At 35.6% G+C, this 23,282-nt stretch carries 21 protein-coding genes; 16 read left to right on the top strand and 5 right to left on the bottom strand.

From position 1 onward, the window contains the following. Nucleotides 1-52: 52 nt before the first annotated feature. The 5 genes from htpG to FI644_RS20785 all read left to right on the top strand — a co-directional run bounded on the left by htpG (nt 53) and on the right by FI644_RS20785 (nt 5,543). A complete protein-coding gene (gene htpG / locus FI644_RS20765) occupies nt 53-1,933 on the top strand; it encodes a molecular chaperone HtpG (RefSeq protein WP_053476338.1) in 1,881 nt (626 codons plus the stop codon). Between the two features lie 70 nt (nt 1,934-2,003). Beyond that, the gene (locus tag FI644_RS20770) at nt 2,004-2,477 is read left to right on the top strand and encodes an SRPBCC family protein (RefSeq protein ID WP_053476337.1); all 474 of its coding nucleotides are present in this window, start codon (nt 2,004-2,006) and stop codon (nt 2,475-2,477) included. A 93-nt stretch (nt 2,478-2,570) separates the two neighbouring features. Then, entirely contained in the window at nt 2,571-3,539 is a 969-nt protein-coding gene (locus FI644_RS20775; RefSeq protein WP_053476336.1) for a bile acid:sodium symporter family protein, read from the top strand. Between the two features lie 22 nt (nt 3,540-3,561). Further along, the gene (locus FI644_RS20780) at nt 3,562-4,512 is read left to right on the top strand and encodes a DMT family transporter (protein WP_350494551.1); all 951 of its coding nucleotides are present in this window, start codon (nt 3,562-3,564) and stop codon (nt 4,510-4,512) included. Beyond that, nucleotides 4,509-5,543 carry a DmpA family aminopeptidase gene (locus FI644_RS20785; RefSeq protein WP_053476334.1) on the top strand — a complete coding sequence of 345 codons (1,035 nt, stop codon included), beginning with the start codon at nt 4,509-4,511 and terminating at the stop codon, nt 5,541-5,543. Before FI644_RS20780 ends, FI644_RS20785 begins: the two co-directional genes overlap by 4 nt. 256 nt (nt 5,544-5,799) lie before the next feature. Here the strand turns inward: FI644_RS20785 and FI644_RS20790 are convergent, their stop codons facing one another. Then, nucleotides 5,800-7,707 (bottom strand): endonuclease MutS2, encoded by a 1,908-nt coding sequence (locus FI644_RS20790; protein WP_142108796.1) that lies wholly within the window; start codon nt 7,705-7,707, stop codon nt 5,800-5,802. A gap of 602 nt (nt 7,708-8,309) precedes the next feature. Between FI644_RS20790 and FI644_RS20795 the strand changes: the two genes are divergently transcribed. After that, the gene (locus tag FI644_RS20795; protein ID WP_142108797.1) at nt 8,310-8,768 is read left to right on the top strand and encodes an SRPBCC family protein; all 459 of its coding nucleotides are present in this window, start codon (nt 8,310-8,312) and stop codon (nt 8,766-8,768) included. Between the two features lie 61 nt (nt 8,769-8,829). Here FI644_RS20795 and FI644_RS20800 read toward each other — a convergent pair whose 3' ends face one another. After that, nucleotides 8,830-9,243: an acyl-CoA dehydrogenase family protein gene (locus tag FI644_RS20800; protein ID WP_231690084.1), complete on the bottom strand. Its 414-nt coding sequence runs from the start codon at nt 9,241-9,243 to the stop codon at nt 8,830-8,832. Between the two features lie 176 nt (nt 9,244-9,419). Here FI644_RS20800 and FI644_RS20805 point away from each other — a divergent pair, with 176 nt between their 5' ends. The 3 genes from FI644_RS20805 to FI644_RS20815 are packed head-to-tail and all read left to right on the top strand — an operon-like array spanning nt 9,420 to nt 13,113. Further along, nucleotides 9,420-10,916 carry a spore germination protein gene (locus tag FI644_RS20805; RefSeq protein ID WP_053476330.1) on the top strand — a complete coding sequence of 499 codons (1,497 nt, stop codon included), beginning with the start codon at nt 9,420-9,422 and terminating at the stop codon, nt 10,914-10,916. Between the two features lie 30 nt (nt 10,917-10,946). After that, nucleotides 10,947-12,044, top strand: a complete 1,098-nt coding sequence (locus FI644_RS20810; RefSeq protein WP_172797644.1) for a GerAB/ArcD/ProY family transporter — start codon at nt 10,947-10,949, stop codon at nt 12,042-12,044. Further along, nucleotides 12,028-13,113, top strand: coding sequence for a Ger(x)C family spore germination protein (locus FI644_RS20815; protein WP_053476328.1), 1,086 nt, complete (start codon nt 12,028-12,030; stop codon nt 13,111-13,113). Before FI644_RS20810 ends, FI644_RS20815 begins: the two co-directional genes overlap by 17 nt. 87 nt (nt 13,114-13,200) lie before the next feature. Here FI644_RS20815 and FI644_RS20820 read toward each other — a convergent pair whose 3' ends face one another. Continuing rightward, complete coding sequence (locus FI644_RS20820) at nt 13,201-14,400, bottom strand: MFS transporter (protein ID WP_056684978.1); 1,200 nt, start codon at nt 14,398-14,400, stop codon at nt 13,201-13,203. A gap of 306 nt (nt 14,401-14,706) precedes the next feature. Further along, nucleotides 14,707-15,624: a spore germination protein gene (locus tag FI644_RS20825; protein ID WP_246066974.1), complete on the bottom strand. Its 918-nt coding sequence runs from the start codon at nt 15,622-15,624 to the stop codon at nt 14,707-14,709. Between the two features lie 135 nt (nt 15,625-15,759). On the opposite strand from FI644_RS20825, the gene FI644_RS20830 reads away from it, so the two are divergent. After that, nucleotides 15,760-17,130: an aldehyde dehydrogenase gene (locus tag FI644_RS20830; RefSeq protein WP_142108798.1), complete on the top strand. Its 1,371-nt coding sequence runs from the start codon at nt 15,760-15,762 to the stop codon at nt 17,128-17,130. A 75-nt stretch (nt 17,131-17,205) separates the two neighbouring features. After that, entirely contained in the window at nt 17,206-17,463 is a 258-nt protein-coding gene (locus FI644_RS20835; RefSeq protein ID WP_053476323.1) for a hypothetical protein, read from the top strand. Between the two features lie 38 nt (nt 17,464-17,501). Here FI644_RS20835 and trhA read toward each other — a convergent pair whose 3' ends face one another. Next, a complete protein-coding gene (trhA, locus tag FI644_RS20840; RefSeq protein WP_053476322.1) occupies nt 17,502-18,149 on the bottom strand; it encodes a PAQR family membrane homeostasis protein TrhA in 648 nt (215 codons plus the stop codon). Between the two features lie 141 nt (nt 18,150-18,290). Between trhA and FI644_RS20845 the strand changes: the two genes are divergently transcribed. The 5 genes from FI644_RS20845 (at nt 18,291) to FI644_RS20865 (ending at nt 23,282) form a co-directional block, all read left to right on the top strand. Continuing rightward, nucleotides 18,291-18,878, top strand: coding sequence for a DUF1836 domain-containing protein (locus FI644_RS20845; RefSeq protein ID WP_053476321.1), 588 nt, complete (start codon nt 18,291-18,293; stop codon nt 18,876-18,878). A gap of 355 nt (nt 18,879-19,233) precedes the next feature. Further along, complete coding sequence (locus FI644_RS20850; protein ID WP_053476320.1) at nt 19,234-20,298, top strand: multicopper oxidase domain-containing protein; 1,065 nt, start codon at nt 19,234-19,236, stop codon at nt 20,296-20,298. 167 nt (nt 20,299-20,465) lie between these two features. Beyond that, nucleotides 20,466-21,827 (top strand): right-handed parallel beta-helix repeat-containing protein, encoded by a 1,362-nt coding sequence (locus tag FI644_RS20855; RefSeq protein WP_053476319.1) that lies wholly within the window; start codon nt 20,466-20,468, stop codon nt 21,825-21,827. Beyond that, a complete protein-coding gene (locus FI644_RS20860) occupies nt 21,817-22,290 on the top strand; it encodes a nitrous oxide reductase accessory protein NosL (protein WP_053476318.1) in 474 nt (157 codons plus the stop codon). The genes FI644_RS20855 and FI644_RS20860 overlap by 11 nt, the downstream gene beginning before the upstream one ends. Nucleotides 22,291-22,328: 38 nt before the next feature. Further along, a complete protein-coding gene (locus FI644_RS20865; protein WP_053476317.1) occupies nt 22,329-23,282 on the top strand; it encodes an ABC transporter permease in 954 nt (317 codons plus the stop codon).

Consider the following 23,282-nt stretch of genomic DNA (forward strand, 5'->3'; position numbering starts at 1 on the left):
CTCTGACTGCTAGAGTGCTAAAATGGTGAAATGACTGAAAGGAGCGTTTAATATGGAAAAAAAGCAATTTCAAGCTGAATCTAAAAGATTATTAGAAATGATGATCAACTCTATCTATTCTCAAAAAGAAGTGTTTTTACGCGAATTGATTTCAAATGCAAGTGATGCAATTGATAAAATTTATTATAAGGCACTAACAGACGAGCAGTTAACCTTTGAAAAGGATAGCTACTACATAAAGGTAGTTCCTGATAAAGAAACACGAACATTGAAAATTATTGATACGGGGATTGGAATGACGAAAGAGGAGCTGGAAAACAATCTCGGTGTCATTGCGAAGAGTGGCTCCTTAGCATTTAAAACTGAGAATGAAATCAAGGATGGACACGATATTATTGGTCAATTTGGTGTTGGTTTTTATGCAGCATTCATGGTTGCGGATGTCGTAACTGTTATCAGTAAAGCTCAAGGAAGTGATGAAGCTTACAAATGGGAATCTGAAGGAACGGATGGCTATTCAATCGAGCCCGTTCAAAAGGATTCTGTAGGAACAGAGATCATTTTAAAAATAAAAGAGAACACAGAAGATGATAATTATGATGAGTATTTAGAATCGTATTCATTAAAGTCTACCATCAAAAAATACTCTGATTTCATTCGCTACCCGATTAAGATGGATATGAGCAGCAGCCGTCCGAAAGAAGGCAGTGATAATGAATTTGAAGAGTATGTGGAAGAACAAACAATTAACAGTATGGTTCCAATTTGGCGGAAAAATAAAAGCGAGCTGACGGATGAAGATTATGAGACATTCTACATGGAAAAGCGTTATGGCTTTGATAAGCCATTAAAGCATATTCATGTAAGTGTAGATGGAACGATTCGCTACAATGCGATCCTATTCATTCCTGAGAAAATTCCTTTCGACTATTATTCTAAGGAATTTGAAAAAGGATTGGAGCTTTATTCAAATGGTGTTTTAATTATGAACAAGTGCGCAGATTTACTTCCTGATTATTTCAGTTTTGTTAAAGGGATGGTCGATTCTGAAGACCTGTCTCTCAACATTTCAAGGGAAATTCTTCAGCATGATCGCCAGTTAAAGCTAATAGCAAAAAATATCAGCAAGAAAATCAAAAGCGAGCTTCAAAGCCTACTAAAAAATAATCGTGAAAAATATGATGAGTTTTATAAATCCTTTGGTCGCCAGTTGAAATTTGGCGTATACAGTGATTTCGGCAGCAATAAAGAGATGCTGCAGGATTTATTAATGTTCTATTCTTCAAAAGAAAAGAAAATGGTTACACTCGATGAATATGTCTCAAGAATGCCAGAGGATCAAAAATATATTTACTACGCTTCAGGCGATTCAGTTGAAAGAATTGATAAGCTACCACAGACAGAGATTGTTGCTGAAAAAGGCTATGAAATTTTATACTTTACAGAAGATATTGATGAGTTTGCGATCAAAATGCTGATGACTTATAAAGAGAAGGAATTTAAATCTGTTTCTAGTGGTGATTTAGGCATTGAAACAGATGAAAATGATAAAAACAATGACGAGCAGAAAGAGGAAAATAAAGAGCTCTTTAGTGCAATGAAAGACATTTTATCAGGAAAAGTCAAAGAAGTAAGAGCCTCAAAACGGTTGAAGTCCCATCCTGTTTGCTTAACAGCAGACGGGGAAGTGACGATTGAAATGGAAAAAGTATTAAATATGATGCCTGACAATCCAAATGTAAAGGCAGATAAAGTATTAGAAATTAATTTAAATCATGATGTATTTAAGTCATTGAAAGAAGCATTTGAACAAGATAAAGAAAAACTGAGCTTGTATACAAATTTGCTTTATAATCAAGCACTCCTTATTGAAGGCTTGCCTATTCAGGATCCAGTTGAATTTACAAATGATATTTGTAAAGTAATGGTATAATATAAAAAAAGTCAGCCCTACTAAATGAATAAAGTAGGGCTGTTCTATTATCGTTTGGAGGTATTTACATATGCTCGCAGTTTTAGAAAGTGTTGAAGGCGGTTATCGTGCAATATTTGAACGTCATCTCAACCATGGAGTTGAACAAGTCTGGGCGATGCTAACTGAAAATGAAAAATTAGCTGCTTGGTTTACTGAGTTAAAAGTAAATGAACTCCGTAAAGGTGGATATATCAAGTTTGATATGGGTGATGGCACGTTTGAAGAAATGGAAATTCTCGAGTTAACAGAAGAGGCTGTTATAGAATACACATGGGGTGAGGACATCATCCGCTTTGAATTGTCAAAAGAATCTGAAGGCTGTAATTTAGTCCTAATTGAAAAAATCAATAAACTCACGGATCATACCCCAAGAGACCTTGCCGGCTGGCATGTATGTTTAGATGTAATCGAGAAACTGCTCGATGGGAAAACAATCCATTCCAGAAACGAAGAATGGCAAAAGTGGTATGAGCATTATGTTAAAGCAGTAGAAGTATTATAATCATTGATTTTTGTGTAAGAAAACGGTTTCTCCGAAAAAAGGAAGAATCGTTTTCTTCTAATAAAAATTGTTAAGTGATGAGGAGAATAAATCTTGTTACAAAAACTGAACAAACAACTAGAAAGAATGATGCCGTTAATCACGCCAACCAGTGTTGTAATAGGTGTTTTGCTAGCTGGTATTTTTAAAGACTATTCTTTTTTAATTCCATGGATTTTTGCATTTATGACTTTTGCAGGCAGTCTTAGTTCCAATTTTTCTTCGTTGAAACAAACATTGAATCATCCATTCTCCTTGTTCTTAGTTCTGTTTATTTTACATATATTGATGCCTGCCTGGGCTTGGGGAGTAGGGCATATTGTATTTAGCGGGGATTTATATACAATTACTGGCTTTATTTTAGCAATGGCAATACCTACTGGAATTTCAAGCTTTATATGGGTATCGATTTACAGAGGAAATATTCCTTTTACTCTAGCCATTATTTTAATTGATACATTCCTATCTCCATTTATCGTGCCATTTACTTTATCTATTTTAGTCGGTGAAAAAATAGAAATGGATGTATTCAGCATGATGAAAGGCTTAATTGGCATGATTGTTCTTCCATCAATGCTAGGCATGTTCTTGAATCAATGGACAAAGGGGAAGGTAAAGGATGTGTGGAGTCCTCGGTTAGCTCCATTTTCGAAAATTGGTATGGGTCTAGTAGTTATTTTAAACGGGGCTGTGGTTGCTCCGTATTTGCAGGAAGTGAATATAAAACTAGTCATTATAACTATAACTGTTTTTTGCATTGCCTTTACTGGTTATTTATTTTCCTTTTTCATAGGAAAATGGTGTAAGTGTGATAAAGAAACAGTCATTGCTTTAACTTTTACCGGTGGGATGAGGAATATAAGTGCAGGGGCTGTTATTGCTGTTTCCTACTTTCCTCCTCAGGTCGCTGTTCCGGTCGTTATTGGCATGCTCTTTCAGCAAGTATTGGCATCCATTTATGGGTTGATGATGGATCGTTATTTTAATCGAACAAGTATGGTAAAAGAAAAGCAAGCAATGTAAGCAAATGTGATTGATGAAAGAAGTGACTCGATTGAAAAAACAGCAGACCTATTTTATTTTGTTTTTTGTTATGGTTGCATGGGGATTCAATGTCACAGCAACTAAAATGTTAGTCGAAAATTTCATGCCTGTAACAATGACAGCACTCCGTATTTTTGTTTCTGGGATTACTGTATTCCTTATTCTTTTTTCGATTAAGAAAGTTCGAATGCTTACAAAAAAGGAATTCCCTTATGTCTTTTTTGGAGGGTTATTTAATGTGGTTGCCCACCAGTATTTTTTATCGACTGGTCTTACACAGACCACTGCTACGAATGGAGGATTGATCCTTGGACTTGGCCCACTGTTAACAGCTATTTTGGCTGTCATTTTTTTGGGAAATGTTCTAACAGGCATTCGTGTCATAGGCATTGTATTAGGACTTGCCGGTGTATCTTTTATTGTGTTTCAAGGCAGCAGCGGGATTGATGGCGTTTCAATAGGAGATATTTACATATTCATTTCTATCCTTGCACAGGCAGCCAGTTTTATCCTTATCAAAAAGGGATCAGAGACATTGGATCCTAGGCTAATGACTGGCTATATGCTGTTAATGGGTGCTGTTCTTCTCTTTGTGATCAGTTTATTTGTGGAGCCTGAAGGTTTAGCGAGCATGGCTAATCATTCTATCAGTCTATGGGCTGTATTCTTTGCTTCCGCCAATATTGCAACAGCAATCGGTCATATGGTCTATAACAGTGCCATAGGAAAAGTAGGAGCAGCGGAGGCTTCCATGTTTCTAAATTTAAATCCTTTTTTCGCACTAGTAGGGGCAGCGTTTTTTTTAGGAGAGAATATTACCATCACACATATGTTGGGCTTTATCCTTATATTGTTTGGTGTTGTGCTCGGTTCAGGTGCTTATGAAGAGATATATCGTAAATTTAAAAGGAATCAGGAGATGACAGTGGAAAATAGGGGGAAATACATGTGAAGATAAGAAATCGCGGAATAACAATTGGAACTCTTTTACCGGGAAAAAAGAATTGCATTACTGATGTACAAGGAGTAAAAGTTGGACATGTAACCTTGGACTATCCTTTGGATGAAGGAGAATATGCATGCACAGGAGTGACCGCTATTCTGCCTCATGGGGATAATCTCTTTAAAGAAAAAGTTATTGCAGCAAGCTATGTGCTAAATGGGTTCGGAAAAACAACAGGTCTTGTCCAAGTGAATGAGTTAGGTGTGCTTGAATCACCAATTATGCTAACAAATACGTTTGGAGTTTCTGCAGTAACACAGGGCACTTTAGAGTATATGCTTCAAGAAAACCTTGAGATCGGTGATACAACAGGTACAATAAATATTGTCGTTGGCGAATGCAATGATGGTCAGTTAAATTCAATTAGGGAATTTCCTGTAAAGCCAAACCATGCGATTGAAGCGATACAGACTGCAACTGCGGATATCTCTTTGGAGGGGGCAGTCGGTGCGGGGAAAGGTATGGTTTGTTTTGGGTATAAAGGGGGAATTGGTTCCTCGTCTAGAGTGATTGAAGAGGGCAATCAAAAATATACAATCGGCTGTATGGTACTTAGTAATTTTGGCGGGAAGATAGAGTTTCCGTTTGAAAAGTATCGTGGGATTAAAGATGTCCGGAAAGGAATCGATGAAACTTCAGATGGTTCTATCATTATGGTTCTTGCAACAGATGTACCGTTAAGTGACAGACAGCTATTACGTGTTGCTAAACGATGCGGCATAGGATTAGGCCGAACGGGCAGTCATTTTAGCCATGGCAGCGGGGATATCGTCATTGCCTTTTCAACTGCTACTAAAATTCCCCACAATAGCGAAGCCATTCTTCAAACCACAACACATATTAGAGAGGATCATCCACTGATGAACCAGCTATTTGCCGGTGCAGCTGAAGCAACAGAGGAAGCGATTTTAAATTCGCTCTCACAAGCTGTAACAACAAAAGGCAGAAACGGGTTAGTAGTAGAATCAATGTTTTCTTAATAGGTTGAGGACTATAATAATATTATGTAAACAAGATAAAAAATTACAATTAAAGGGAAATTTAGTTTCATAAAAGACTTAAAGGACCTCAAATTAACAATAAAAGGAATAAGTGGTTTCATAAAAGTAAAACGGTGAACAGAAATTACATAAACAGGAAAAAGAGGGCGCCTAGAATATGTTTAGTGACCAGTATTAACAGTAAAAGGAAATACTGGTCACTAAAATATTCAGTGCGAGGAAGCTAGGCATCCTACTAATTATTGTTTTTTCGATTTTTTATCTCTGCATTCACTTTTTTCAATGCTTTTTTTGAGCCTCTATCTATATCTCGCTGGAATTTCCGTTCTTCATAACTGACAAATAATAAATTCATATCGTATCCATCCGGGTATAATTCACTAGCTTTTATCTCAAGCTCCAATCTTTTTGCATTTACCTCTATGAATGCTTCTTTATAAAGGACAGCTACATGATTAAATGAATCTTTCTTTTTGTATACGATCCCAAAATCATCATATTCTGTTAACTTCACTTTATCTCCAACTTCAAAATCATAATCGGCAGCCTCTTCAAATGTCTCTTCATTGTTTTTGCGTATTTTACTATCTTTTACTCGTTCTAAATCGTATTTCTTATTGTTTATATATTGCTGTGCCTTTTGCAAAATATGCTCAGGGATATCCATTTTCCTCGCTATCCACAGTGCATTGCTATCTCCAGATTTCCCAATTATTAGTTTATACAAAGGTTCAAGTGTGTCACTATTGAATTGCATCGCGGCATTCATGAAATCGCTGTGAATCTCTGAATATCGTTTAATTTCTCCGTAATGTGTGGTTGCAACGGTGATGCAACCTTTCTTGTAAAATTCCTCAAGAATAGCGATGGCTAAGGAAGCACCTTCATTTGGTTCTGTTCCACTTCCTATTTCATCAAATAGCAGCAGTGTATGATTATTTGATGCTTTTAATATTTCTGAAAGATTTTTCATATGTGATGAAAAGGTACTTAGTGAATTTTCAATGCTTTGATTATCTCCGATATCAACATATATATGGTCAAATACGGCAAGCTCTGTTCCTTCATCAGCTGTGATGTGAAAACCTGACATAACCGCTAGTGATAAGATCCCAATTGTTTTCAGAACGATCGTTTTTCCGCCTGCATTTGGACCAGTAATGATTAAACTGCGATAATCCTTCCCAATTTCAAAGTCTAGAGGCACAATATTCCCTTGTAATAGAGGATGTTTGCACTTTACCAGTTTGATATATCCATGATTATTCAATTTAGGTTCAATGGCATCCACGCTTTTACTAAACTTAGCTTTAGCAAAGATCATATCGTACTGGCTTATTAATTCAATATTAATCCTAATTGCCCGAATCTCTTCAAGGATTATTCCTGAAAGGGTAGCTAAAATCTGATATTCTTCAATGGCTTCCTCGGCTTTAAGAACAGCTAATTCTGCATTTAATTTTGAGACGGATGCAGGCTCGATAAACACAGTGGATCCTTTAGAAGAAACCTCTACAATCGAACCAGCCACTTTGTTTTTATACGAGGCTTTTATAGGAATCGTAAAGCGGTCATCCTTTTTACTTATAAAAAATTCTTGAATGCATTCTTTGTTGGCACTGCTTCTAAGAAATTTATTTAAGCGTTCCTCAATTTTTTCTTCCGTCTTTGATATGTGATTGCGAATTCGTTTTAACTCTTTACTTGCTTCCGAGTCCACGCTGTTTCCTTTAATCGAGAAATTAATTTCATCTTCAATCCCCCTAAACTCAGTCATTGAGTGCGCATAAGAGTGCAAAATCGGAGCGAAAAATTCTTTGTCCGCCATAAACTTCTTAATGTTTCTGCAGCCTCTTAAAAAGTCAGAAATCGCGATTAGCTCTGATGGACTTAACATCATGCCTTTTTCTAGCTTTTCGATGTGATTGCCGATATTTTTAATCCCTTTTAATGGAAGATGGCTTTCGGCATTCAATAAATTCCGTGCCTCTGTTGTCTCGTTTAATCGGGTTCTTACAACTTTCATGTTTGTGCTTGGGTGAAGTTTATCAATTAATTCCTTACCAAGACTGCTGCTGCAAAAAGTTTTCACGATTTCTTTAAGCTCATGATATTGTAATTTTTCAAAAGTCATTGTATTCATATTTGCCTCCATTGTATCGTCTTAGATATAAAAAAATGCCCGCAAAAACTCTCCTACCTTTCCAAATAACGTAAAAAAATTGTTATTTGGGTAGAAAGCTCCTGCGGGCATCTGCTTTGTATGAAACAAAGCATAAATATCGTCAACAATAAGGGGAATGAAGCAAAAAAGCATGACAGGACAAATCCCGCCATGCTTTTCGTCATAACATACTTAATGTTACACGAATATATGGAAAAGGAAGCAGTCTTAAGGTAGGCATTCACAATGAAACACATTGTGAAAAAAGGCAGACTTAATAAACTGGCTAAACCAGTTATTAAAACCTTATTCAACTAAATTAGTTGATACCTACTCCCGACATAAATCCCCACACCTTTTTTTAGAATAAATAAAATATAGCATTCATAAAATCATGAGTCAACTTAATATTTTATAAATCAGCAAAATTAATTTAAATCAATTAAGCAGGAAAAATAAATAAGTAAGTTGAATTTAAAAGGGACTTTACAAATCAGGAGCTGATTTCATCATTGCAAACTTAAAAAACAGAATGGTTAAACTAAATAGAAATATAAGGAACCTTTATGAGGAGGGAACACATGACTATCCCATCATTTGTTTATGTGACTTATATTGCAACAACTCCTGAAAAACTTTGGCATGCACTTACTGAAGGAGAAATGACGGAGAAGTATTTCTTCGGCAGTAAGATTGAATCAAATTGGCAAGTGGGGTCAGAGGTTACTTATTCTAGAAATGGGACAGTTTGTGACTATGGAACAATCCTTACTTGTGAGCCAAAGCGTTTGCTTTCTTTTACATGGACGTATGTAAATGATAAAGCCATCCGTGACGAACCCACTATTGTAACGTTTAAATTAGCATCGATGGATAATATTGTTAAATTAACTTTAAAACATGAAAACCTGGTTTCGAGTGATATGGTGGAGCAGGAAGATACGTTTGAAGGATTTAACAATGGATGGCCTGCAATATTAAGCAATTTAAAGAGTTTGCTTGAAACAGGCCATACCTTGTCGCCAATTTCAATTACTTAAATAAGAAAGTCGTCCATTTTAAGTAATCGATATTTAAGACGGACGACTTCTTCATTTTCGTTTATTCAATTTCCTTTAAGGCAATTTCCTGATAAACCTTGAAAATGGATGAGCAAAAATCATCCCATTCTATGGCTGCGTCAATTGAAACATCATTAACCTCACCTAGTACAGGTCTTTGTAATAAATCTTCCAGCTGTAAGCTAAACTTATATTTCTTCTCCTCTGATGTACCATCTAAAATACTCGCAACAAATTCAGCAGGAGAATACCAATCCGATACTCTTTGAATATCACGGAAGATTTGCGTCAATAGAAGATTTCGCGGTCCTTCCCATTGCTCATTCACAACAACGTCTCTGAATATTCGCGGCAATGATGAAAATTCCTCCATTACCCCGTGCCCAGCAAAGACTGATATGGCTTCTCGCAAAACATCCGCTCCTTCATTTGTAGTACAATTTTTTTGCAGCAATACTAATTCTCTCAAATTGAATAATTGCTTTCTTAACTCAAGTGGTATTTCTGTTGAGATGCTTTCTGCCTTCTTAAATATTAGGAACAAAAAAGAAAAAGCGTATAATTTAAATGCTTCTTGTAAATTATGAAAATAGGTACTCATTTTGTTATTTTTAAACGGGTGATTTGTAGATGAGAATTTGGAGGAATAAAAAAAAATTAGACAAAAATGAAAAGGATCCTAAAAAGGATGATTCTTTCCAAGTTTTGTTGCAGCAATTATCGGAATCTGACGAATTTACGCAATTTACGTATGCATCAAGGTCATCAACGCTTTGTATAGGATATTACACATCTTTAATAGATACAGAAATTTTGCATCGGGATATTATGCCCTACTTAAAAGAGTTGGAAGTTATTACTTCCTTGCCTAATGTCATTCCCATAGAAGAAGTAACCCTTGAAAAGGATACAACAATAATTCAGGATCAATTGTTAAGAGGTCATGTAATCATTTTTGATGTAAATAATTTAAACCAAATGGGTCTTGCAAAAGCAAGTGTTGAAAGAACACGTCAAGTAGCCATTCCCGAGGTGGAATTTAGTGTTGTAGGTCCGAAAGAGGCATTTGTAGAATCACTTGATACGAATATTAACCTCGTTCGAAAAAGATTGCCATTGCCAGAGTTAATCATAAAGGAATTACATATTGGAAAAATATCAAAAACGAGAGTTTCTGTACTTTATATTGAAGGAATCGCGAATAAAGAGAACGTGAATACAGTTATTCAAAGGTTATCAGAGCTACAGGTGGACCAAATTAATGATAGTTCTTATCTCACACAGTTAATACAGGACAATCAAAATTCGCCATTTCCGCAATTAATCGATACGGAGCGTCCAGATCGGATTGCTTCGGTGCTTGGGGAAGGGAAGGTTGCCATTTTAGTTGATGGTGCTCCTCACGGCTTAATTGGACCGACAACCTTTTTTGAATTTTTTTCTGCATTTGAAGACTATTTTTTAAATTGGACGGTCGCCTCTTTCTTCCGTTTAGTGAGATTTTTTGCCGTCTTATTTTCTATTTTAGTCACGCCCATTTATGTCGCAGTTCTTACATATCATTATGAATTAATTCCTAAAGACATGTTAAGTACATTAATTACTTCAAGAAGCGCGATTCCATTGCCTCCGATCATGGAAGCACTTGTACTGGAATTGACGATTGAATTATTAAGGGAAGCAGGAGCTAGACTCCCTACAAAGGTTGGACAGACAATTGGTATCGTTGGCGGTATTGTTATTGGGACAGCCTCGGTAGAAGCAGGTTTAACAAGTAATGTTTTATTAATTATTGTTGCCTTGGGGGCATTAGCATCCTTCACTACTCCTGTTTACCAAATGGGCAATACGATCCGATTAATTCGTTTCCCCTTTTTATTGATGGCGCATTATATCGGCTTATTAGGCGTTGCAATTAGCTTTTGTTTCCTTCTTATTCATTTATTAAGATTATCTTCACTTGGGAGACCGTTTCTTGAACCATTTTATCCCCTTAGAGTTCAGGATTTAAAGGATTCTCTTATCCGCCTGCCATTTTCAAAGCAAACGAAAAGGCCAATCCTTGAGCAAACGGAAGATACGATGCGATTTGATCCAATGAAAGCAAAAGAAAAGAATGACATATAAAGGGATAGAGAAAGGGAGCGTGTGTTTGATTTGGAAACAAAAGAACTGCAAATATCACCTTTTCTCGTTTTCTTTATCATTAATGCTGTTCAAGTTGGGATTGGCGTGTTAGGATTCCAGCGGGTCATTATGAAGTCCGCTGGGAATGACTCTTGGATGGTTGTTTTAGCTGCGGGTATGATGGTAAGTTTCATTATTTGGTTAATGTATCTACTACTTAACAGACATCAGAAGGATATTGTACAGATTCAAAAGGATATATTTGGAAAGTGGGTTGGCAGCTTCATAAGCTTAATATGGATTATTTATTGGTTATTGATAGGAATTGTAACTTTAAGAAATTATATTGAAATTGTTGAGGTATGGATGTTTCCTACAATAAATATTTACATGTTTAGTCTGATCTTTATTATTCTTGTCTATTATTGTGTATCTGGTGGTTTCCGCGTTGTTACTGGTCTTAGCTTTTTAGGTGTATGCATTCCATTTTATTTATTTTTTACATTTCTATTCCCAATCGAGTTTGCACATTTTCGGAATTTGCTGCCCATTTGGAACCACTCCATTAAGGATATCACTTTTTCTATTAAAGATATGATTATAGGATATTTAGGGTTTTCAACCTTGCTCATGTATTATCCATATATTAAGCACCCAAAAAAATCGCAAAAGTGGGCGCATTTAGGGAATTTATTAACGATGGTCATTTATTTATTCATTTTAATCATCACTATTGGATTTTTTAGTGAGAAGCAAGTAAGTAGGCAAATTTGGGCAACCTTATCATTATGGAAAATTGTTGAAATGCCATTTGTAGAAAGGTTTGAGTACATTGGTATTACATCATGGGCTTTGATCATTCTTCCAAATATCTGTTTATCTGTTTGGGCTTCAACAAAAGGCATTCAAAAAATTTTTAATTTAAAGCCAAAAAGAGTGGTAATCGTAATACTGAGTATATTATTTTGTGTAACTGTAGCAGTACAGGGAAGAGAGGATATTGCTCTGTTAAGTAAAACGATGTCGTTAATAGGATTATGTTTAGGCTTCATTTATGTTCCTTTGCTCACCTTAATATCTTTTCTGCTATCTAAAATGAGGAGGGGGAAGTTTGAGAAGGGTACCTAATTTCCTAATTCTTTGCCTAACAATGCTACTTTTTCTTTCGGGATGTATGAATATTAAGGCAAGAGTGCTGGATGATATTCAATTGGCTACAGCAGCGGGTTACGAATACATTGATGAAGATAAAATAGAGCTTACTGCAGTTTTCCCGAATTTTCAACCAGATAAATCGGTGAAAAATGAAACATTGGTTGCTTCTTCTATTTTAAGTAAAGAAGTTCGCGATAAACTTAGTTTGCAATCAGAAAAACCTTTGGTCAGTGGGAAACTAGAAGTAACTTTATATGAAAAGAAAACTGCAGAAAGAGGAATTAAGGATTTATTAGACACATTGGAGCGGGATCCATCTGTAGGGTCAAATGTTTATCTTGCAGTGGTTGACGGAAGCCCAAAAGAATTGCTAAATAAGCAGTATGGAAATATGGATAATGGGATATTTTTATCTAATCTTATCGAGCAAAATATCGAATCAGGTTTAATTCATAAAACGAATTTACATCAATTTTCATATAAGTATTACGCAGAAGGAATAGACCCGATGCTTCCTATAATTGAACAAAAGAATGGCAAAATAAACCTTAAAGCAATCGGTTTATTTGATGAGGATAAATTGGTCGATCAAATTGAAGAGAAAATGTATTTTTATTTGAAAATTCTCTTGAATCGAAAAGGGGAAAATGATACTCATGCAATTCAATTGGGTGAAAAAACTAAACTTTCTATATTTAATATTAGCTCAAAGAGAAAGTATCATATTCCAAAACCAATGACAAACTCTGAGATTACTGTAAAAGTAAAGTTAAAATCAATGATTCGAGAATATAATGATGGGGAATTAACCGATCGTAAGATAAAGGAGTTAGAAAAGGCATTTGAAGAGGATATAAAACGTAATTCGGAAGAAATGATTAAACAATTTCAAGAAAAAGAAATTGATCCTTTAGGCATTGGTGAAGAGGTTCGTTCTCGAACGCGTAATTGGAATAAGGAAAAATGGGAAGAAATCTATCCGGATATAAAAATATCTGTACAGGTCACGATGGATATTATTCAATCAGGAATCGTTGAATAGCACAGAACTTAATAAATATATATGAAGTAAAAAAATCTTCCTCCGGACGAATAGATTGTAGCGGAGGAAGATTTTAAAATAATGCTCCTAGGCCTTTTGAACTTTCCTAGTTTTTGAAAGCATACCAAGATAAAGAATGATAGAGCAAAGTACAGAAACTGCTGAAACAGCATAAATAGCACTGTATCCAAACCAGTGGGCAATTTGTCCAAACATGATCGCACCGATTCCGACACCAAGATCAAAGAAGGAGAAGAAAGTTGCATTCGCCATTCCTCTGCGATTAGCAGGTGCCTCTTTAACAGACCAAGCTTGTAAAGCAGGCTGAACAGTCCCGAATCCAAGACCATACAAAATCGCAGCAATATAAAGAAATAGACTGTTTGGCAGCCATGATAATAGGATCATAGAAATAATAATTAATAGTGCGCCAGGAATGAAAACAGCACGATGTCCTTTCTGATCATACAGTTTTCCTGCAAAAGTTCGACTAACCATTAAAGCTAGTGCATAGAGGAGGAAATACCATTGAATACCAGGGATTCCTTTCTGAGCTGAATAGATGGGAAGAAAGGATGCGATTCCCCCGAATGTAACTGTGATAAAAAATAAGAGCATGGATGGAGGGAGGGCACTTTTTTCGTAAATATCCCATTTTTTAAGCTGTACAGTCTGCGGCTCAACTTTCTTATATCGAATCGTGGAGGATAAGAAAAATGCAGCAAGGCCAAGAATTGCACAGATTAAAAATAGCTGGGTGAAAGAAACCACACCGACTAAAGCAAGACCTAATGTCGGTCCGAATGCGAGGGCCAAGTTTCCTGAAAGACCATAATAGCCCATCCCTTCCCCGCGTCTTTTAGCTGGTATTAAATCTGTTGCAATTGTACCGGAAGCTGTTGTTGAAAAACCCCATCCCAGTCCTTGGATAATCCTCATAATAAACAAGAAAACTAAACTTTTAACAAATCCAAACGAACCGACAGATAGGACGAAAATTCCAAGTCCAGTCAGGTATACAAACCTTCTTCCTTTAGACTCTAGTGCATGCCCTGCATATGGCCGTAGAAGAAGGGCAGAAAAAGTAAAAATCCCCACAACGATCCCTATTAGTTGATCATTTCCTCCAAGCTCCTCTACAAATAATGGAATTGTTGGCAAGGTCATTTGAAACCCAAGAAAAATAAAAAAATTAGATAAACAAATGATAACAAAATCACGAGTCCATATTTTCTCGGTATGTATCTGCTGTTTTACTGCAGATTCAGAACGTGAATCACTACCCATTAAAGATTTCCTCCTATAATGAAAACTTGTTTTTAGGATACTTTTCCAGAATAATTGCTGATACTGGTAAAATTGCATCCGATAAAGAATAATATTTAGAGTCGCTAAATATATTGTCTATTCTACTAGAAATTTGCTCATTTTTCTATTGGAAGAGGTCAAGAATAAAACGAAATCATTTCAGTACGCCTAGTAAGGCACATACAAATGTCGCCGCTGTTAATGAAAACACAGCAATAGAACCTGCTTTTTTTTTATCTCTCCACAGTGTAATTGTAAATCATAAAGAATAAAGTGAGATAATCATTAAAACAATATTAAATAGTGATCTTCAGAAATATGGAAGAAAGACCAAAAGGTAGCTGGCAGCACTAATGAATCCGGTGAATTATCCATTAACAAAACAATATAACCATCTTCGAGAAAAGCTGAAGCTCGATCCGGTCTTTCTGTATAAAGAATGGATGGGAATAATGAAAGCTTTCTCTCCTCTATATGCTGCTCCAGCAAGGCAAGGTTTTGCACAGAATCTACATTTAATGAGTTAACCCTATTTTTGATATTGTCGAGCAATTGCTCATTTGCTAAATCTTTGATATAGACAATAAAGAGTTCATTATTTGTCCGTTTAGATAAAACAGCCGATTCTACGATAAGGTTTTCATCCCTAATTCTTTTTCGAATGAGAGAGATATTGGACGCTGCCTTTTCAGTAAATGCTTCTTTAGGCCCTTTAAGAACGATTTCATTATCAGCATTGCTTACATCTCTTCCTTGAAAATTAGCAGCCGTGATGCTATAGGCTTTCGTGTAGTCATCAATAAGTAATATAGCATTCCCTTTATTGATTTCATAGATTGCATCCTTATTACAATCGACAGTAGATAAAGCTTGTACCGCTAATAAATTCTCGATACTACATGATGGGTTATCATTGTTCAGCAACGGTTGAATCGCGTATTCATCTAAAAGCTTAATATCGGTTATGGTTGAAATAGAAATAAGACAAGCCTGCTTATTCAATCCGCCAATTTGAAACGTTCGGAATTTGACATCTTTATTATCAGGAAAGGAATAGATTTTTTTAAATATTGACATTGAATATTCAATGTCAGCATGAATTTTTTGTTCTTTAATTTGAATTTCTTCTGTGTTTGATTTTTCATAAAACGGATTGTTCTTCTTATTTGACGAAAAAGTTTTTTTTAGTAAATCACCTAACATTTGCTACCCCTCCCAATAGTAAGTGTTCCACAGTTATATGAAGTTATGTAAAGACTTTCGCGGAGGAATGTTAATCATTCTTGGATAATGCTACAATTTAATTAATTCAATCATGATGAAAAAGGGGGCGCTAAAGTGGAGAAATATGGAGACTTGATAGAGAAACAAAGGAAGTTCTATTTACAGGGAAAAACGAAGGAGCTATCTTTTCGGCTGGAAGCCTTGAAAAAACTACAAAGTCTTATTCGAACAAATGAACAAGAATTGATGGATGCTTTAAAGAAGGATTTAAACAAAAGTGAATTTGATACGTATTTAACAGAAATAGGAATTGTACTTGAAGAGATAAAATTTACTCTGAAGCATTTGCATGCTTGGGCCAAACCGAGAAGGGTGAAATCTTCTCTGGCAACGCTTGGATCAAAAAGCTATATCTATCCAGAACCGTATGGAGTTGCTCTAGTAATCTCTCCGTGGAATTATCCGTTTCAATTAGCTATAGCCCCACTGGCAGGTGCGCTTGCAGCTGGAAACTGTGTAATTTTGAAGCCTTCGGAATTAACACCGAATACATCTGCTTTGTTAGACAAACTGATTAGTGAAAATTTCCCTGAAGAGTATATTGCTGTTGTTGAAGGCGGTGTTGGGGTGAGCACGGCTTTGCTGAATGAAAAGGTTGATTATATCTTTTTTACAGGCAGTGTGTCCGTTGGAAAGGTAGTTATGCAAGCAGCTGCAAAAAATTTAACTCCAGTTACCCTTGAGTTAGGAGGAAAAAGTCCGTGTATTGTTCATGAAGATGCAAACCTGAAATTAGCAGCAAAGAGGATTGCTTGGGGCAAATTTACAAATGCAGGACAAACTTGTGTAGCACCTGATTATTTATATGTACACAGTCGTGTGAAGAATGAATTTTTACATGAACTAAAACTGGCTATTCATGACCTATATAGTGAAAATATTTTTGATGCCGGTCAATTTACAAAAATAGTAAGTGAGAGGCATTTTAAGCGGCTAATATCCTTTCTAAATAATGGCGAACAGTATCTTGGCGGGAAATATGATGAAACCAAACTTACCATCGAACCGACGATATTAGATATGATTCACTGGAATGATGAAGTGATGCAGGATGAAATATTTGGGCCGATTTTGCCTGTGATGGATTATGAATCCTTGCCGAAGATTATCAGTGAGATTCAAAGTAGACATAAACCACTTGCATTATATATTTTTACAGAAAATGAAAAAATACAGAAAAAAATATTGAACGAGATTTCATTTGGCGGGGGCTGTATTAATGACACCGTTTATCACCTTAGCTCCCCTTATTTGCCATTTGGCGGAGTAGGAGAAAGCGGAATAGGCGCGTATCATGGTAAGGGGAGCTTCGATGTATTTACCCATGAAAAAAGTATTTTAAAACAAACAACCATGTTTGATCTTCCCTTTAGATACCCAACAATGAAAAATGGATTAAAATTTATCAAAAGAATTCTGAACTAAAAATCCAATGTAATAATTCGGTAAAAATAGTATAATATTAAATTGTGGAATCATTCTGCAAAAGGAGGGACCTAGATGGAATTTTCATTAGGGTTACTTATTAGTGTAGCTGTGACGATTTATTTAGTAATAGATGCACCTAAGCATAATAAAAGTCCTGTATTATGGGGGATTCTCGGCTTTATTTTAGGATTGCTAGGCCTTGGTATATACCTGATTGTTACTGGAAGAAAAGTATTAGGATGGATCATTGTTGTTCTATATATTATCCTTGTCATTATAATTATTTTGTTCTTTGCAGTAATCTTTGCCGCACTATTTAATATGCAATAAAAAAAACCGTTCTGCTTATTAGCGCAGAACGGTTTTTACTATATCACGTATAAGAAAACACTTAAAAAATGGGCGAGGCTGCCAAGCATAATAAAAATATGAAAAATTTCATGAAAGCCGAAATGTTTGAACTCCAAAAATTTAGGTTTTATTGCATAAATGGCTCCGCCAATGGTGTAAAGAACCCCTCCAAAAATTAATAAAAACAGACCAGGGGAACTTAATGATTCTGAAAGTGGAGAGAATGCAAATATAATAATCCAGCCCATTGCAATATAAAGAGCAGTTGAAAGCCATCTTGGACAGTTGAACCAGATCATTTTAAATAATATGCCAGAGATGGCTACTGCCGTAACGATTCCAAATAATAACCACCCTGTTACTCCGTTTAAGCTGATCAAGCAAAATGGTGTATACGAGCCTGCAATTAATATGAAAATCATGGAATGGTCAAGCCTTCTTAAAAATGCGATTACTTTGTCTTTAGCAATGACCATATGATAGGTTGCCGAAGCTGAATAAAGCAGTATCATGCTAATTCCAAAAATGATTACTGCTGTAATGGCAAGTGCAGATGAGGTTGTCATAGAAGCCTTAATGACCATAGCTAACAACCCAATGAAAGAAAGAATGGCGCCAGCGAGATGGGTCAGTCCATTAATTGGCTCTCGAATATAAGAATTCATAAGTAAATCCCCCTATTAGCGTTTGATGTAGTATTGATAACTACTTATAATCATATAACCATTCTATCAAGTAGTCAACATTTACATAACCCTTTTTTTTAAGTAATATTAAATTAATAAATATTATAGTAGGGGAATAGAATGGATCAAATACAGGATATGATAGATAAACTTGGCTTAAATAATCAAATTACATTAGAAGAGATTCCGCAAATCGATTTATACATGGATCAGGTCATCCAATTGTTTGAAAATAAATTCAGCAACTCTAAACGGAATGAAGATGAAAAGGTTCTAACAAAAACGATGATTAATAATTATGCTAAAGGCAAATTGTTTTTCCCAATCAAGAACAAAAAATATTCCAAAGAACATCTCATTTTAATAAGTCTCATTTATCAATTAAAAGGGGTACTTTCTATTAATGATATTAAGGAGACACTTTTTAAAATTAATGAAAAAACGAGTATGAATCAATTTCATCTAGACGGTTTTTATGAAAGCTATCTGCATGTTGCAAGCAAAAATATCGAAAACTTCAATGAGGACATAGTCGCAAAATCAATCGTTGTCAAAAATGAAATCGATTTGCTCGAAGATCCTGAAAAAGAAGATCTTCAAAAAATATTAATGATAGCTTCCCTTGCAAATATGAGTAATCTTTATCGTAGAGCTGCAGAAAAGCTCGTTGATGAATTAGCTATCGTACAAAAGAAAAAAGAGAAGTAATCTGTAGGAAAATAAGGGACAACAATCGCTTTTAAGGTATACAAAATCGTCTTAGCAAAGAAAAAGGTACGAAACCATGATGGAGGTTTTCGTACCTTTTTTATGTTAAATGTTCAGACTTAAAGAAATCGAGTAGATAGGAAGGCTGAAACTAGACAAGTTCCTCCTTTATCGATCAGGTTAGAAATATTTTCGCAATAATTTCAGAACAAAACAACCTTTATCACTTGATTACACACTTCTTCACAAATCCTTCACACATTTATATGCTTATGTGAGAAAAATCACCTATTTGGATGCGGAATGTCATTATTATAAAAGTATGAAAGGAAATTAAAAAGAGGGGGAAACACAAATGAATAAAGGTGTAAAAATTCTTCTTACTTCCGCTTTAGGCATTGGACTTTTAACAGGATGCAACCAACAAGCAGCAGATTCAAAAAACAACAAGGATATGGAACAAAAGGTATTGGCAGCAGAAAAAGGTGAGGTAGAAGTAATTAAGCCGCATCAAGGGCTGAATCAAAAACCAATTCCATTAAAAATGGAGCGAGTTGGCCCGAACGAAGTAAACGTGGAAATGACTTCACAAATAACTGATATTGAAATTGATAAAGGAAAAATGTACAAGGCATGGACTTTTAATGGAGAGGCACCAGGGCCATTAGTAGTAGTAAATGAAGGAGATACAATTAACTTCACACTAAAAAATATGGATCCAGCCATTCCGCATAGCATGGACTTTCATGCTGTACATGCATCACCTTCAAAGGACTTCACAAATGTAGAGCCTGATGAAACAGGAACATTCAGCTATCCAGCAAATAAACCAGGTGTCTTTATGTATCATTGTGGAACATCACCAGTACTATCACATATTGCGAATGGTATGCATGGAACAATCATTGTTAAACCAAAAGCTGGGTATCCGACAGATAAAGATATCGATAGAGAATTTGTTATCGTTCAAAATGAATGGTATAAGTACAATGATTTAGAAGACTTTACAAATGGTGTTCCTAGTCATGTGGTCATGTCTACAAAAGCATTGAAAGAAGGCGACCAAAACACAAATGGTGATACATTTAGCCTTAAAGATAAACCATTACTAGCTAAGGTTGGTGACAAGGTTAGAATTTATGTTAATAACGTAGGTCCGAATGAAGTAAGCTCATTCCATGTAGTTGGAACTGTCTTCGATGATGTATATATGGACGGCAATCCATTTAATCATATGAAAGGTCTTCAAACAGTTATGCTTCCAGCTAGTGGTGGAGCAGTTGTAGAATTTACAGTTACACGTGAAGGCAGCTATTCAATTCTAACACATCAATTCAACCATGCTCAAAAAGGAGCCGTCGCTATCTTAAAGGTGACTGAAACTGGAGAAGATGACGGCACGGCAACAATGGGCCATTAATAAATTTTCATAAAAACAACACACACATATTATATATAAAAACAATACAAAAGTGAACCCTTTTTGACAAATTAATGGGCAGTACTTTCCCTGAATGATAAAAAATAGATCAATTGGGAATGCTGCCCTTTTATATGGTGGAAATGTGCAGGGCAGGTGAAGCTCACATGTATAAGAAGATTGGAATATTTATCGTGCTCGTTTGGTTCATTTTTATTGGTAAGGCAAATGCTGAAGAAGTTTCAGTAACGGATGGGAATGAGCTGCAAGAGGCATTAGCAAATACGAGTGAAAACAGAGTCATAAAGTTAGAGGCAGGAGAGTATGTAGGAGCTTTTACGATTAGTAAACCCGTCCATTTAATTGGAGAAGAAGGGGCAAAACTGATTGGTCCTGGAAGCGGAAATGTCCTAACGATTGAAGCGGATGATGTGACAGTAGAAGGTCTTCAAATTGAAGGCAGTGGATCACAAAATGCTGGAATATATGTGAAAGGAAATCGTTCCTTTATCCATAAAAATATCATCCAAGATGTTTTCCATGGAATTTATGCTAAGGAAAGCTATGGGCATCGGATGGAGAATAATGTGATAACTAGTTTTAAAGGAAGCAGCAATCATAAAGGGTATGGGATTTATTTAGTAAAAGCACCGAATTCTGTGGCTACAAGCAACTTTATTTATGATACTCAGGATGGTATTTATGTTTCGTATTCCAATTTCTGTGAAATTAGAGGGAATCAAATGGTAAGGGCAAGGTATGGTGTACACACGATGGATTCAAGAACTGTACTCATTGCACAGAATGAGGTCAGGGAAAGTGTAAATGGGTTAATGATTATGCAGAGTAATGAAATATCCATCGTGGCTAATTCTTTCTATTTAAATACGAAGATTGATGGAGCAGGCATGTTTATCTTTGATACCTTTGATTCGAAAATCTCTTCTAATATAATGCAAGGGAACTTTAAGGGGATTTTGCTTGAAAATGCGAAGCGCAATACTTTCGAGTTTAATACCTTTATCGGAAATCACACAGGGCTGGAATTGAGAGAAGCTTCGGATGAGAATACGATTTATTTAAATAATTTTTATCATAATACAAGGCAAATCATTTCAGATCAGGAAAATACAAATCTTTTTACTCAGGATAATTACGGAAACTATTTTGATGATCATGGCTCACTTAATTTGAATAATGACGAGCTCGTTGATTATGCTTACAAAAGCGGAGATGTTTTTTATAATATGACGAGCGAGGAGCCCTATTTAAGCATTTTTTATCAAAGTCCAGCAGTGGAGCTATGGAATATGATTGAGCAGTACACACCGATGCCATCTGATTCCTTTGTTATTGATGAATCTCCGCTTGTTAAGCCTGCACCAGTTAGCTGGAATAAAGGAAATTCTGAGGAAGCGGTTATTTCAAATGCTACATTTAATGTAATGCAGATTGTCACCTTTCTTATTGTTTTAATTGGAAGTCTTTCAATTCTTTTGAAGTTGGGGAGGGGTAAGCATGAAGTGTAAAGTGTTGATGCTAATGATTGGATTTATACTTTTATTAGCAGGCTGCCAGTCGAAGGCTGCTGCACCAGTTGAAATAAAGGCAAATGAGGAATCATGTGCTGAATGTAAAATGGGTATTGAGGAGCTGAAATCAGCCGCACAAATTATTTTAGAGGATGGAAAACCACTTTTATTTGATGATATTGGCTGTATGATTAATTATCTACAGCAGAAAAGCCCTAAATATGAAGCAGCATTTATTCATGATTTCGAAACAGAGGAATGGATAGATTTTGATAAAAGTACTTTTGTCCAAGGTACGTCCATTGAAAGTCCAATGAGTTATGGAATTGCAGGATTCGAATCCGAAGAAAAAGCTTCTCAATTCCAAAAAAAACATGATGGTGATATGTATTCGAAAGAGGAGCTATTAAAAGCAGATATGAAAAGCTTTAAGTCTGGAGGTATGGAACACGGTCATTAGGTAAAGGATGATGGTCAACCGATTAGGAGGCAATGGATATGAAGCCTACATTACTATTATCAATGGTAAAGCACGAATTACAACTATTATTACGCAGTAAGTGGCTTTTAAACTTCATGATATTATTTCTATTTTTATCTGTATTACTATATTTTTACGGTTTACAATCGATTAAATCAGATCCTGTAGAAACCACATATGGATTAGAATCAGTTAATACAAATATTGAGACGATGAATGTGAATCCGGAATGGTATGGATTAAAAGAGATTAAGAAAGAGGTTAGCTCATCAGAAGAAGTGAACCAATCGGCATATAATAGATCCATTGCGATGTTAATCAATTTATCCTTATGGCTTATTCCAATCATCTGTTTAATACTAGGAGCAAATTCAATCATTGCTGATAAGGAGAGTGGCAGGTTTTCATTGTTTAAGACCTATCAGGTTTCGTATTGGCATTATATGTGTAGCAAGTTTGTTTCTTTAGTCTTATCATTATTTGTTGTAATGGGGATTTCATACGGCTCATTTGGTCTCATTCTATCTCTGATAGGTAAATCATTTGAAGGATCGATCTATCTTGTTTTTATGGCGGTTAACATGCTGCTCATCGTCGTATTTTCCGCAGCAGCTTTATTCATCGGAGCAGTCAGCAAAACAAGAATGCAAGGTTTATCCTTTGCCTTATTTTTCTGGAGTATTGTTGTATTTGTCTATGAATTTGTCATCTTTTCGATTGTCGATTGGATCCCTTATTCAATGAAGCTAGGGAGTCTATTCTCACTCATCTTACTAAACCCTGTGGAATCCATTCGTGTGTGGTCAATATCAAAATTAAATGCAGAATATGTATTTGGTCCAGAATATTTAATGATAGAAAAATGGGCAGACAATGGCATGCTAACTGGTGCTCTTTTCCTATCGATAATCATTCTACTGTTTCTAACCATTGCCTCATCCACTTATTTATTGAAAAAAAGGGGTGTTTAA

Source organism: Cytobacillus solani (assembly GCF_006704205.1).
In the GTDB taxonomy this organism is placed as follows: domain Bacteria; phylum Bacillota; class Bacilli; order Bacillales; family Cytobacillaceae; genus Cytobacillus; species Cytobacillus solani.

Bases quoted from the DNA above. Each gene is read 5' to 3' on its own strand.
- FI644_RS20860 (WP_053476318.1), top strand. From the start codon at position 21,817: ATGAAGTGTAAAGTGTTGATGCTAATGATTGGATTTATACTTTTATTA.
- FI644_RS20865 (WP_053476317.1), top strand. From the start codon at position 22,329: ATGAAGCCTACATTACTATTATCAATGGTAAAGCACGAATTACAACTA.
- FI644_RS20790 (WP_142108796.1), bottom strand. From the start codon at position 7,707: ATGAATACAATGACTTTTGAAAAATTACAATATCATGAGCTTAAAGAA.
- FI644_RS20770 (WP_053476337.1), top strand. From the start codon at position 2,004: ATGCTCGCAGTTTTAGAAAGTGTTGAAGGCGGTTATCGTGCAATATTT.
- FI644_RS20855 (WP_053476319.1), top strand. From the start codon at position 20,466: ATGTATAAGAAGATTGGAATATTTATCGTGCTCGTTTGGTTCATTTTT.
- FI644_RS20825 (WP_246066974.1), bottom strand. From the start codon at position 15,624: ATGTTAGGTGATTTACTAAAAAAAACTTTTTCGTCAAATAAGAAGAAC.
- trhA (WP_053476322.1), bottom strand. From the start codon at position 18,149: ATGAATTCTTATATTCGAGAGCCAATTAATGGACTGACCCATCTCGCT.
- FI644_RS20850 (WP_053476320.1), top strand. From the start codon at position 19,234: ATGAATAAAGGTGTAAAAATTCTTCTTACTTCCGCTTTAGGCATTGGA.
- FI644_RS20820 (WP_056684978.1), bottom strand. From the start codon at position 14,400: ATGGGTAGTGATTCACGTTCTGAATCTGCAGTAAAACAGCAGATACAT.
- FI644_RS20835 (WP_053476323.1), top strand. From the start codon at position 17,206: ATGGAATTTTCATTAGGGTTACTTATTAGTGTAGCTGTGACGATTTAT.
- FI644_RS20805 (WP_053476330.1), top strand. From the start codon at position 9,420: ATGAGAATTTGGAGGAATAAAAAAAAATTAGACAAAAATGAAAAGGAT.
- FI644_RS20845 (WP_053476321.1), top strand. From the start codon at position 18,291: ATGGATCAAATACAGGATATGATAGATAAACTTGGCTTAAATAATCAA.
- FI644_RS20795 (WP_142108797.1), top strand. From the start codon at position 8,310: ATGACTATCCCATCATTTGTTTATGTGACTTATATTGCAACAACTCCT.
- htpG (WP_053476338.1), top strand. From the start codon at position 53: ATGGAAAAAAAGCAATTTCAAGCTGAATCTAAAAGATTATTAGAAATG.